We start from the raw sequence: 13,205 nt of genomic DNA, 5'->3' as shown, positions 1-13,205 counted from the left end.
AGACGTATTTTGCTCAGACCGTTACCTTTTATCTGGTGCCGGCGGCAGCGGACTTCAACCACAACTATCTCGGCACCACCAAGACGAACGAACGGCCCTGCACGATTACGCCGTGCTACACGCCCGACGAGGAAAGCCTCGCCGCGCAACCTCGTTCGCAGATTGTGGAGACTCCATCGCACAGTCATGGTGGTCAGTAACAGATGATCGGTCGAATATTCATGCCCCGGCTGCCTAGGAAGTCTCGCCACCTGATGATAGGGATGGCACTGCTGGCGGCAGCCGGGCATGCAGGCGCGCAGAGTTGGGAGGGCATCCCCACGGAGGCTGCGCAGGCGAATGCCCCGGTGACCCGCAACGAGGCTGACGTGCCACGTGGCCCTGCGCCGCAGTCAGGTGGCCATGTGGATCTTTCAGGTTATTGGATACCGGCACGCGACGCGGCGGACAGACCCGTGGGCAATCTGGGTAAAGACCTGCCGGGATATTCGCTGCCGTTCACTGCAGCGGGGAAAGCGGCGCACTTGCATAATGTGCGCGAGACGGTAGATCCGGTGGCACGCTGCATAGTTGCGGGGCTGCCACGCCAGGACACTTCGGGCCTGCCTTTTCAAATTGTGCAGGGTGAAGGTCAGATTGCATTCCTCTACTGGACAACCACGTATCGCATCGTGCCGACGGATGGGCGAAAGCATGAGGACGATCCAGATCCATCTTTCTTTGGCGACGAAGCAGGCCGATGGGAAGGAAACACTCTGATTGTCGATGCAGTCGCTTTCAAGAGTGAACGTACGTGGGCCGATGACAATGCCAATCCACATAGTGACACTCAACACCTGATCGAGCGATGGACGCGTCCCGATATCGGGCATCTTCATCTGGAGCTCACAGTGATCGATCCCAAAGACTATACGCGCCCGATTCACTATCAACGCACGTGGTTATTGGGAGAAGCGCAGGATCAGGTTCAGGAATATGCGTGCACGGAAAACAATGTCGATGGACCGCATCAGCAGCCGGGCCCCGGGCCGATCGGACGCGATGGCGAACGGGGACATTCGCAGCTGGCGCCCTTGCCTCCGCCGCCGAGTGCAACGCATCCGGCCGTAACTTCAATTCCGCAGTGAACTGAAGCAGCGTAAGACCGCTCAAGGAGAAGCACCGTGACAGGAACGCTGACAATCTGCAGTCATTTGTTCTGTCCGTGTCGCATCCGACGCGCACTCGCGTGTCGTCGCTCTTCTTGTTGAACGGTGTAAGGCATCACGCCTCCCGCTCCTGGAACCAGGCCCGACATTTCTGACCCCACACCATCTATCTCCCGGATATCCGGGAGGTGTCGGAGTTACTGCCGCTGCGTTCGTCAGCGCGAGTAGCTCGACGATTTCATCTTTCTGGAGGCACTATGCAGCGTCGCCGACTACCCATACTCTCACTGGCTCTTCTCGCAGGACTGTCCATGCCTGTCATGCAGGCACAGAACTTTCGTGGAGGCATTACCGGAAGCCTGACGGACCGCGCCGGCGCAGTGATCGCGAATATCGACATCACGGCCACAGAGCAATCGACCGGGGTCGCTCACCTTACTCGCACCAGCGCAGCGGGTGAATATCACTTCACCGATCTGCCTCCGGGAGACTACAGCGTGACTGTCTCTGCGCCTGGATTTCGCGCGATCCGGATCAACAACGTTCGTGTGGACGCAGGTGCCGTTCATGGACTGCCATTGAGTGCTCAAGTGGCGAGTGCGGATACGACCGTCGAGGTTACCTCAGCAACAAATTCACTCGATACCGAGACCTCGACCAACACCACGACCCTGCCCGGTAAGGCTCTGCAGCAGATTCCATTTCACTCTGGAGACTTCCTTGACGCCAACGCATATATCCCCGGTTATTCCGGTAGCTCCAATCAGGGGAATGGCTCGATCAACGGGACACGTCAGTTGGGAATCAATTACGAGGTGGACGGCACAGATAACAACGACGCGTGGCATAACCGGAATGGATCGAATGAGGGAGGCCTCGGCTCTATCTCCGGTTCGCTTCTTCCCATCGATGCGTTGGCAGAAATCTCTTTTCAGTCTGCATCGGACTCAGACGTTGGACGCAGCCCTGCAGGCACAGTCAATACAATTCTCAAGTCCGGTACGAATCAAATACACGGCGATGCCTATTACTTTCTCCGGCATGAAGCGCTTTCGGTCGCCAATCCCTTTCTGCCCGAGGGGTACGGCACACCAGAGAATCGCAACGGGCTCTGGGGCGGATCGATCGGCGGTCCCATCGCGAAGGACCGCACCTTCTATTTCCTCGCGTTTGAAAAACAACAATTCGGGTTTCTGCCGATTGGCTCGACGACCGAACCTGGAACCGCATATCAGGCGGAGGCGAATGGCTTGCTGGCTGCACACGGTGTAGCTGCGAATGCGGTCACGTCGGCACTCCTGCAATATCTGTGGCCAGCGAATGCGCTTTCGAATCCCCTCGCGCAGGTCAATAATTTCCAGCCGTCTGGCTCCGAGGCGAACTCGACCGGATACAGTGACAATTTTCTCGTGAAGCTGGATCACACCTTCAATTCGAAAAACACCTTGTCTGGCCATTGGTACATCGGTGAAGGAAACCAGACCGGGCAGAATGGCTCAGGCGGATATCTGAAGCCCTACTACGAAGTGGCGCCGATGCACGTGCAGAACTTTAACGTCGTCTACAACCATATCTTCACGCCGGCGTTCACCAACCAGTTGCTGCTGGGTGCGAGCTCGTTCTTACAGCGCTTCTTCGACTACGAACATAACCAGGATCCGGCGAGCGTTGGCTTTGTCACTGGATCAGAATTCCTCGGAGCACCGCTTATCACCATCACCGGCTTCGATACGATCGGGGACAACCCGCCGGAAGGCCGTAACTCGACGACCGGGCACATAACGGACAACGCAAGCTGGTCAGCGGGAAAACATCAGCTCCGCTTTGGAGGCGAGTATCGCAGAGTGCATACGGATGCCTTCTACTTCTATAACTCGCGCGGCTCACTTACAACTGTATCTGCCTCCACCGATCCATGGTACGCAGATACCACAGTGGTGCCGCAGGGGCAGAGTGCAGCCGTCAGCGTCGACTCCAATGCCAAAGCACTTGCGGACTTCCTCTCCGGGCGCATCGATGCTGCAGGCATTACGCTCGGCAATCAGGATCGCCTGGTGCTCCTGAACACCTGGGCCATCTATGCCTCAGACAGCTGGAAGCTGACACCGAAGCTTGAAATAAACGCCGGGCTTCGTTACGAATACCAGGGGCCTTACTACAACAACAATGGCAATATCTCTGCCTTTGTTCAGTCGAAGGGCGGCGTCGTGTATGTGGGCGATGGGATCAGCTCGCTCTATCCCGCATACAAGACCCCGTTCGGGCCGCGCGTGGGATTTTCTTACCAGCCGAGAGCTGGAGTCGTGGTCCGCGCAGGCGCCGGCATTTATTACGACACGCCTTCTACGGATAACTTCTTTTCCTCCGGAGGAATTCAATCGAATCCCGGCGGAAATGATCCGGTCAGCGCTATCACTCTGCCTACCGTGAATGGGGTCGTCTCTACGCCGATCGAATATGGAGTGAATTACTACGCTTCGGGCAGCGCCGCATCGATTCTTTCTATCTATACGCCAAGCCAGACCTGGAAGACACCAAAGAACTATAACTACTATCTACAGCTTGAAAAGAGCCTTGGAAATTCAGGCGTCTTTCAGCTTGCCTATGTAGGCACACAAGGCCGCAACCAGATAGGGAAGGTAGACCTGAATCCCTCTGCGCTCAACAGCACCGGCAACACGGAGCAGAGCACGCGTCCTTATGCTGCGGAGTTCCCTTCGTATGGCAAGATCACAGATCTCGCCACGAATACTTCATCGAACTACAACTCCTTGCAGGCCGTGGTTCGCACATCGCAGTTCCATGGTCTTGCAGGGCAGGCGGCTTACACCTGGAGCCACAACCTCGACTACTTCACTTCGGCCACGCTGATTCCCAACTACATGCCGCTCAGCCGCTTTTACGCGACCGCGGATATCGACCAGAGCAATGTGTTCACCGGTTATGCAACATACGTAATTCCTGCGCTGGCACATGGACCTCGCAGGCTGGTTGGCGGCTGGTCTCTGAGCACAGGTTTCAACTTTCATTCCGGCCAGCCATTCACGATCACATACACCGACAACACCGGCAGCGGTGACGGAACACAGTACGCAAATCGCATCGCCGCAGGCAATCCTCTCGTAGGCCGCTCTCACGCCGTGGTGAAATCCACCAGTCCGTATAAGAGCGGATACGTGGCATATCTCAGCCCCACCGCGATCGCAGACAGCTTTTCCGTACCGGCGAACGGCACCTTCGGCAGCGAGCAGCGTAACCAGCTCCGCGGCCCCGGCTATGCGGATATCGACCTGTCTGTAGTCAAAGATGTGCGGATCAGCGAACGTTACAACTTCCAGTTCCGCGCTGAACTGAACAACCTTTACAACCATCTGAATCTGGCGTCGCCAACCACGAGCCTCGCCAGCAGCGCGGTGGGCGAAATCACCGGGACTATCGGTGGCTCGGGAGGCCCGGGTGTTTCACCGGGTGAACCCTTCTACGCTCAGCTGGTCGGAAAGTTCAACTTCTGAAACTGGACAAGCGCAAAGTCTGCGCATGAGCATACACACCGAGAAGCAATGAAAGCCTACCCCGATGAGCGGCTCGGAGAGAGCTCGCATCGGGGTAATTTTTTGCAGGCAAACACAATCCGACAGCCAGATCCAGCTTGTGGAGTGGCACGGAACTCTTTCTTCAAGCCTCATTTGTTCTCATGACGCCATCGCTGCATCCGGCACACTGATGTTCGCCTAATTTCTCGCGATTCTACTTTTGGCGGATTCGGGCCGTTGATGCCAGCGCATAGAGTCTTTCGCGGAACCCGGATAGAGCGATCTGGCTCTCAGCCGGGACAGCGATCCTATCCCTATCACAGATATGTATGGGTGGGACGCCCGCGATTACGGAGGGCAGTGGAATGGTTAGGAACTGGTGCAGATATATTCTGCCGGTGCTGCTGGTCTGCATGCTGCTATGTGGCATGGCTGGATCGGTATTTGCGCAGGCAGTAGGAGCAAGCCTCAACGGACAGATCATCGATCCAACGGGGGCCGCGATTCCCGGAGCGACGGTCACGGTGAAGAGCGTAGAAACAGGGTTAACGCTGACGTCAAAGAGCTCCGCGCTCGGAACCTATCGCGTGGCACCGCTTCCGCCCGGAGCATACACGCTGTCTGTGCAGGCTCCCGGCTTTCAGAGCTACCTGCAGCAGGGCATCACCATCACGGTGGATACACCTGCTACGCAGGATGTCACGCTCAAGACCGGCGACGTGCAGCAGACGGTCACAGTCACGGCGAATGCCGAGTTGCTGAACACCACCAGCGGTTCTCTGGGCCAGACGATCGATTCGACCTCTGTCTCGCAGCTGCCGCTCAACGGACGCTCCCCTTCGACGCTGGTTTATCTGGCGCCGGGCATGACCTCAGGCGGGAATACCTATTCGCAGACCGGCTTCTCCTTTCCGACGGAAACCACTGTCTCCGCGAACGGTGGCACGCAGGGCAGCACATATTTCCTGCTTGATGGCGTGCCGAATATGGATACCTACCTCGGACTGCCGGCCCCGTTTCCCAATGCCGATGCAACACAGGAGTTCCGTGTCATCACCAACAACTTCAATGCTGCGTATGGATTTGCTCCCGGCGCTGTGGTGAGCATCCAGACCAAGTCCGGTTCCAACGAAATTCATGGCGGAGTCTTCGACTTCTATCGCGACAAGGCTTTCAACGCTAAAGACTGGTTCTCGCATGAAGTGAATCCGCTGCACCAGAACCAGTTTGGCGGCTATGCGGGAGCGCCGATCGTCAAGAACAAGCTGTTCGTCTTTGCGAATTATCAGGGCACCCGGAATGCTTCGGCCTCGACGTCGTTGTCCTCATATCTGCCGACGCAGGCCATGCTGAACGGCGACTTCAGTTCCTACTCGACGAACGGGCAGGAGACGCTGCCTGCACCTTTCCACATGGTGAACGGCGTACCGAACCAGATCGATCCGAGCCTCTACAACGCAATTGCATTGAAAGTCGCGGCAGATGCATTGCCGCTGGGGCAGCAGGCGGACGGCCTCACCTATTACACCTCGCCTGCGTTCATCAATCAGTTCGATGAAGGCACGGCGCGTCTGGATTACGACATCAACCCGAACCACCGGCTCTCGCTGCGTAGCTTCGTGAACAGTTTCATCCAGCCTTCGGGCGATGTGCCGGGGAACATCCTGGCGATGAACAATAACTGGACCTATGACTTCGCCATCAATGAGCGCTATTACAACGAGACGCTGAACTACACATGGACGATCTCGCCTTCGACGGTCAATGTTCTTTCCGCTTTCTGGACACAGATGAACGCGGTGAACGGCGCGCAGGCAGATACCAAGGAAGGCCAGCCCTTCTGCTGGTCGAACTACATCGACGTCACCGAGCTGCCGGGACAATGCTACGTGGAGGGATTCTCGGTGGGCGGCGACGGATTCAACGTAGGCTACTATGAACCTTCTTCGGAAGGCCGCACTACGTATGGACTCTACGATCAGTTCACAAAGACGATTGGCACGCACACACTCTCGTTTGGCGCGGATGTCCAGCACCAGTCGGCAGCGGAGCAGACGCAGTATCCGGCCGCGCCGATCCTCGATTTCAGCGGTGAATACACGGGCGTAGGTCTGGCGGATTATCTGCTCGGCGATCTGTCTTCCTATGTACAGGGTGCTGGCGAGATTGCGGCGGTCCATGGCTGGCAGCCGGGCTTCTTTGCGCAGGATGAGTATCGCCTCCGGCCGAACCTGACGCTGACAGCAGGACTCCGCTGGGATCCGAACATTCCGCCGCAGATCGTGAACGGCCGCGCAGCCACCTTCGTGCCCGGTCAACAGAGTACGGTCTATCCGAATGCTCCGGTCGGCCTGGTCTTTCCGGGCGATGCGGGCATCGGTGATGGGCTGATGCGTACGACGTATGGATACTGGGAGCCGCGCATCGGTGTAGCGTGGCAGCCGCGCAGCCTGCCGCACACCTCGGTGCATGCGGGCTTCGGCTTGTTCACTTCGCCGATGATCTATTCCGATTACAACCACACGGCAGACAACGCGCCCTTTGCCCCGACCTACAGCCTTTACGGCACAAGCACTACACCGCTGGACTTTGCCGCTCCGTGGTCGGGCTTCTCCGGCACGGGTGGCGTGAGCCCGTTCCCACCCTTTGCGTCTACCTCCTACAAGCCTGCATCCGATGTGGCCTTCACCTCCGGGCTGAGCATCCCGGCCACGATCGATCCCGGCTTCAAACTCGGCACGACCCAAAGCTGGAATGTAACTCTGGAACAACAAATAGGGCAGACGATGGTGCTGCGTCTGGCCTACGTGGGCAGTGAGACCTATCACGCGCCGTTCATCCTCGATCGCAATCCCGGTATCTACGCAAGCGCGGGGGCACGCAGCCTGTATTCCCAGTTCGGCGAGATTCTGGACATGCTGAGCTATGGCACGGCGAACTATCACGCATTGCAGGTGAGTCTCGAACGGCGTCTCAGCCACAATCTGCAGTTCCAGACCAACTTCAGCTGGGCGAAGACGCAGGATCTGGCCTCCTCGGCAAACATCAGCTTCGGGACCAACCAACTCGGCGATCCCTTCAACCTCGCATGGAGCCACGGTATCTCGAGCGAGAACGTGCCGGTGCGCTGGGTGGGCAACCTGACTTACACCACTCCGGGGTTGCAGGGACATAACGGTCTGCTGCGGCAGGTGCTCGGCAGCTGGGAAGTAAGTCTCATCACCACGGCGCAGTCTGGTTTCCCCTTCTCGGTAAGTGGCGGCTTCGGCGCCAACGAGTCCGAGGCGCTGCAGTATGAAGATCGCGCAGATCGGGTTGCCGGTCAGGGCCTTCAGGTGCGCAGAGGTGGGAAGTCGAACTGGATTAACAACTACTACAACGCGAATGCGTTTGTGGAGAACCAGCCCGGAACCTTCGGCGATAGCGGCAAGAACCTGATGCAGGCTCCTCCGTTGACCTATACCGATGCTGGCCTGTTCAAGAACTTCGCCTTCCGCGAGCGCTATAACCTGCAATTCCGCTGGGAGATGTTCAATGCCTTCAACCAGCCGAGCTTCGCAGCGCCAAACTCGACCAACCAGATCTCCTATGACCCGACGCTGGGCAACGTAGGCGGTAGTGAGGGCAAAATCACGTCCACCGGTTCGGAGCCGGCACGTATCGGGCAGATGGCGCTGAAGCTGACCTTTTGAGTTGTAGTGCCTCCTTGGAGCCCGGGTCTCACGGCCCGGGCCTCTTTGTCTGGATGGGAAGCATGCGATTCGGGGTCTATCATCAGCGTCATACGCATGGGCAGGGATCATTCGACACGAAACAGCCTGAGGGTGCTGGCATGGGTGATAGTCCTGCTTGCTCTCGGGAGTGTGGTTGCACATGGACAGAGCACAAGCCCGCGCCTGCTCTACACGCAGCGCGTATGGCACGTGCAGGACGGTCTTCCGGAAGAGACCGTGCAGGCGGTACAGCAGGCGCCGCAGGGCTATCTCTGGATCGGAACGACCGGCGGCCTGGTGCGCTTCGACGGCTCGCGCTTCGTCACCTATAGCCGCAGCACGAGTCCGGGTATCTCCGAAAACAGCGTCTTCTGTCTCGCGGCGGTAAAAGACGGAAGCCTGTGGTTCGGCACCGAAGGCGGCGGCCTTGTGCATCTGGATCGCGGGAGCTTTCACAACTATGGGCCGGAGCAGGGTCTGACGGACAGTTTCGTGCGCAGCGTCATGGAAGACAGCGCGGGCAGGCTTTGGGTCGGTACAGACAATGGCCTCTTTCGCATAGAGCACGACCGCGCGGTACGCGTGGACACCTCGCAGGTAACGCTTTCGCTGGCTGTGCATGCCATCTATGAAGATCGCGAACATCGCGTCTGGGTAGGAGGCTCGCGGCTGCTGATGTTCTCTGGTGGCCAGGTGCATGCGTACCGGCTGCAGGGTGCTTACAGCCAGAACCGCGTGAAGAGCATTGTCGAGACCTCTGACGGTACTGTATGGGTGGGCACAGTCAGCGGGCTGCAGCGGCTCAGGAACGGGCGCTTCGAGGCTCTGCCGGGGCTGCATGCGACAGTGCGGACATTGCGCGAGATGGACGACGCCACGCTGTGGATCGGAACGATTGGCCATGGCCTCTTTCTTTACAGCCATGGCGCTCTTCAGAGTGTGGCGGGAGACGGCCTTCTACCCAGTAAAACAGTGCTGAGCCTGGCGACAGACAACGCGCACCAGATGTGGATCGGAACGCAGGATGGCCTCACCCGGCTGAGTCGAACGCCCGTGGGTGTAGTCCCTCTGCCGGGCGGGTCCGATCCGGATTTTGAGACGATCTCATGGGACCCGGAGGGTACGGTCTGGGTGGCCGCCTCGCAGGTCTATGCCATTCGCCAGTCGCAGGCTTCCAGCTATCGCTTCCCGCAGATCGCCGGGGTTCCGGTTCGCAATGTCTTTCGCGATCGCGAAGGAGGGTTGTGGATCGGTAGCGATGGCAGCGGCGCATACCGGATCTCCGCGGAAGGCGTCGCGCACTATTCCGCACCGGAGAGCCTGTCGAACAACTTCGTGCGCGGCTTCCTCGAGAGCCGCGACCATGCGATATGGATTGCGACCGATGAAGGCGTAACACGCATCGCCGGTGGTCATGCGCATATTTACCGCATGCGGGATGGGCTCGCCTACTTCAGCACGCGTTCGTTGATCGAGGACCGCGACGGCCGCATCTGGATTGGCACGGAGCAGGGCCTGAGCTGCTGGACCGCCGGGCAGTTTACGCAGAATGAAGCGACGCGGGCGCTGGCGAAGGAAAAGATCTGGTCGATTCTGCAGGATCACTCCGGGACGATCTGGTTTGGCACAAGGGATCACGGCATCTTCCGCTATCGCGGCGGAAAACTCGAGCACTTCACCACCGCGCAGGGACTCACCAGTAACAGCGTCTATCAGCTGCTGGAAGATCGCTTCGCGCAGCTGTGGGTCAGCAGTCCGGATTCGATTTCGTCGATCCCGCTTGCGGCCTTCGACGCCACGCAGCCGGACACGCAATCGGACAACGGTGTGCAGTTGCCTGTGACCACCTACGGCATGCCCTTCGATGCCAGCGGCGCGCAGATGTACGGTGGCAGGCAGCCGGCCGGTTGTGTGGATCGTGATGGCGGCTTGTGGTTCCCCAGCAGCAAAGGTGCGTTACACATCGTGCCCGAACCGGCGCCTCGTCTGGAAGCGCCGGCAGTGGTGCTCACGGATGTAACCGTGGACGGTCAGGTGATGCCGGCGAGCGCGCTGCACAAGATTCCCGCGGATACATCTCGGTTGGAATTCAGCTATTCTCCGCTCTCGCTGCGTGCGCAGGGCGGCGCGCATTTCCGCTATCGTCTGGAGCCTTTTGACAAGCAGTGGACCTATGCGGGAAGCACGCGTGTCGCGGCGTATACCAATCTTCCCGCGGGACGGTATGTCTTCCGCGTTGTGGCCTTTCCCTGGAATAACCCGGCATCTGCATCCGAGACCTCGCTCGTCTTTCGCAAACCGCCGCATTTCTACGCGAGCTGGTGGTTCCTCTCTCTCTGCGTAGTGATGGCCGGGGTATTGGCACTGCTCTCCTATCGATGGAGGATGCGATCCCTGGAGCTGCGCTTTCGTGCCGTGCTTGCGGAGCGAAGCCGCCTGGCGAGAGAGATGCACGATACTGTCATCCAGGGATGCACGAGTATTTCGGCGCTGCTGGAAGCCATCTCTTCGCTCGAGCGCGAGGGGCCGGCGCTGCAGCAGGATCTGCTGGACCATGCGCGAACACAGGTCCGCACCACGATTGACGAAGCTCGGCAGGCAGTATGGAATCTTCGTCACGGAGAAGAACCGAAGCAGGACATCGCCGCGGCAATCGAGTCCATGGCCGAGCACACAAGCCGTGAGTTCGGCGTGCCGATCTCCTGCCGCAAGCAGGGCTCGGCATTCCTGATTTCGCGATCCGCTGCGCATGAGATCTTGATGGTCGTTCGTGAAGCCATGTACAACGCGGTCATGCACGGACATCCAGCTCAGGTATGGATCGAGCTCGATGCACAGGGAAGCTTCCTTTTCGGAAGGAGCACGGGACACATGGAAGCGGTGATACGGGACGATGGTGTCGGCTTCGATCCAGGGGCGATGCCGGACGATGGCAAGCCGCATTATGGCATCGCAGGCATGCGGGAACGAATCGAACGCCTGCAGGGTGAGATTCACTGGGAGAGTTCGCCGGGAGCAGGAACCATCGTCCGGCTCAGCGTCCCATGGCAGTCGCTGGCGCGGGTGCGGGTGCGGGAGGAAATGAAGGTATGACCGAGATAGCGCGAACAAGTGTTCTGGTCGTCGACGACCACCCGATCATGCGCTATGGTGTGGCGGCCATCATTGCCGCGCGCAATGACATGCATGTGGTCGCACAGGCGGGAACCGCATCCGAGGCAGTCGCACTGTTTCGCGAGCACCGGCCCGAGATTACGTTGATGGACCTGCGTCTACCCGATCGCAGCGGTGTCGAGGCCATCCGTGAGATTCACGGTTTTGCGCCGTGGGCCAGGTTTATTGTGCTGACGACGTATGAGGGAGACGAGGACATCCACCAGGCGCTCGAAGCCGGAGCGCGCGGCTATCTCATCAAGGGCATGCCGCATGAGGCGCTGATCGATGCGATCCGCAAGGTGAAAGCAGGTGGACGCTTTGTGCCTGCGCCGGTGGCACGCGCCCTGGCCTCGCGTATGCCCGACGGTGAATTGAGCGCACGCGAACGAGAGGTGCTGGGGCTGCTCGTGCGCGGAAAGAGCAATCGCGAGATCGCTACGATCCTCTCCATCAAGGAGGCCACGGTAAAGGCGCACGTGAGCGTAATCCTGATGCGGCTCAACGTGACCGACCGTACGCAGGCGGTTATCGCGGCTCTCCAGCGTGGATTGGCTCATCTGTGAAATCAGCCACGTCGCGAATCCCCAGCTGGTTCGACTTTTGGCGGATACACGCGGCTCACTTCCTCGCGTAACGTTGCGGATGCGGCTGCAGAGCGATGACTCTTCAGGCAGATCAAGTGCATTGACCTCGGGCCATTCACCGACGCAGGAATCGTATTCATGTCTGTTTCACGCAGAGATTTTCTTAGTTCCGGAGCCGCTGCGGGAGCAGGGCTTGCGCTGATCCGTGTTGCCCAGCCACCCGCCATCTTCGCTGGCCAGGATGCAGAGAGCGCACCTGCATCGCAGAGTCGCTGGCCGATGCCGCCGCGCTACCGGGAAGTACTTCGCTTCGATCAGGAATGGCGATTCGCGCGAGCAGACGGGAGTGTGCATGGGCTTCCATCTCCGGAAAGCGGCAGCGATCTGACTCCACCGGATGATGCCGGATGGGAAAGTGTCGTATTGCCGCATAGCGTGAGGCTTGAGCCGCTCGATGCTGGTGGCGGCGAGAATTTTCAGGGAGTGTGCTGGTATCAGAAACAGCTGATTGCGAAGCCGGAGTGGCGCGGCCGCGTTGTCCAGCTCATCTTCGAAGCAGCCATGTCCGTGGCGGATGTGTGGCTCGACGGGCATCACCTGACAACGCATTACGGCGGATATCTTCCATTCGTCCTCGACCTCTCACAGCGATTGGACTTCGAGAGTGGGCGCAGTCACGCGCTCACCGTGCGGCTGAACAACAAGGACAATCCCGAAGTGCCTCCGGGAAAGCCGCAGAACCAACTCGATTTCGTTTACTTCGGCGGTCTCTATCGCGGCGTGCGGCTTGAGATTGCGAATTCTCTGCACATCAGCGATCCAATCGCTGCGAATAAGCCTGCGGGCGGCGGAATTTTTGTGACCTATCCAGCGGTCTCAAAGCGTGAAGCCACCGTGCAGGTTCAGGTCGATGTCGCGAATGCCTCTCGCTCCACAAAACGTGCAGCGGTGAGGCTGGAACTACAGCATCCCGATGGAAGCATTGTCGCCAGTGCGGAGAAGGAAACAGAAGTTGCAGCGGAAGGCTCCATTGCCTTAACGCAGGCCATGACGGTAAGCAGGCCATTGCTC

Annotated in this window: 7 protein-coding genes; all 7 read left to right on the top strand. The window is 58.9% G+C overall.

Annotated elements, in window-relative coordinates; genetic code table 11:
• Positions 1–200, top strand: a 200-nt coding sequence (locus tag QM649_RS19160; RefSeq protein ID WP_415200685.1) for a hypothetical protein, incomplete at its 5' end; no start/stop codon positions are given.
• Between the two features lie 147 nt (positions 201–347).
• Positions 348–1,127: a hypothetical protein gene (locus QM649_RS19155; protein ID WP_415200684.1), complete on the top strand. Its 780-nt coding sequence runs from the start codon at positions 348–350 to the stop codon at positions 1,125–1,127.
• Between the two features lie 332 nt (positions 1,128–1,459).
• Positions 1,460–4,660 carry a TonB-dependent receptor domain-containing protein gene (locus QM649_RS19150; protein WP_415200683.1) on the top strand — a complete coding sequence of 1,067 codons (3,201 nt, stop codon included), beginning with the start codon at positions 1,460–1,462 and terminating at the stop codon, positions 4,658–4,660.
• A 386-nt stretch (positions 4,661–5,046) separates the two neighbouring features.
• Positions 5,047–8,373 (top strand): carboxypeptidase regulatory-like domain-containing protein, encoded by a 3,327-nt coding sequence (locus tag QM649_RS19145; protein ID WP_415200682.1) that lies wholly within the window; start codon positions 5,047–5,049, stop codon positions 8,371–8,373.
• Between the two features lie 171 nt (positions 8,374–8,544).
• The gene (locus tag QM649_RS19140) at positions 8,545–11,487 is read left to right on the top strand and encodes a two-component regulator propeller domain-containing protein (RefSeq protein WP_415200681.1); all 2,943 of its coding nucleotides are present in this window, start codon (positions 8,545–8,547) and stop codon (positions 11,485–11,487) included.
• Complete coding sequence (locus QM649_RS19135) at positions 11,484–12,113, top strand: response regulator (protein ID WP_415200680.1); 630 nt, start codon at positions 11,484–11,486, stop codon at positions 12,111–12,113. Before QM649_RS19140 ends, QM649_RS19135 begins: the two co-directional genes overlap by 4 nt.
• 159 nt (positions 12,114–12,272) lie before the next feature.
• Positions 12,273–13,205 (top strand): sugar-binding domain-containing protein (locus tag QM649_RS19130; RefSeq protein ID WP_415200679.1); only part of this gene is annotated, 933 nt, incomplete at its 3' end.

This window comes from Silvibacterium sp., assembly GCF_047605705.1.
In the GTDB taxonomy this organism is placed as follows: Bacteria; Acidobacteriota; Terriglobia; order Terriglobales; family Acidobacteriaceae; genus Silvibacterium.
This window is presented reverse-complemented; position numbering and strand designations above follow the sequence as displayed.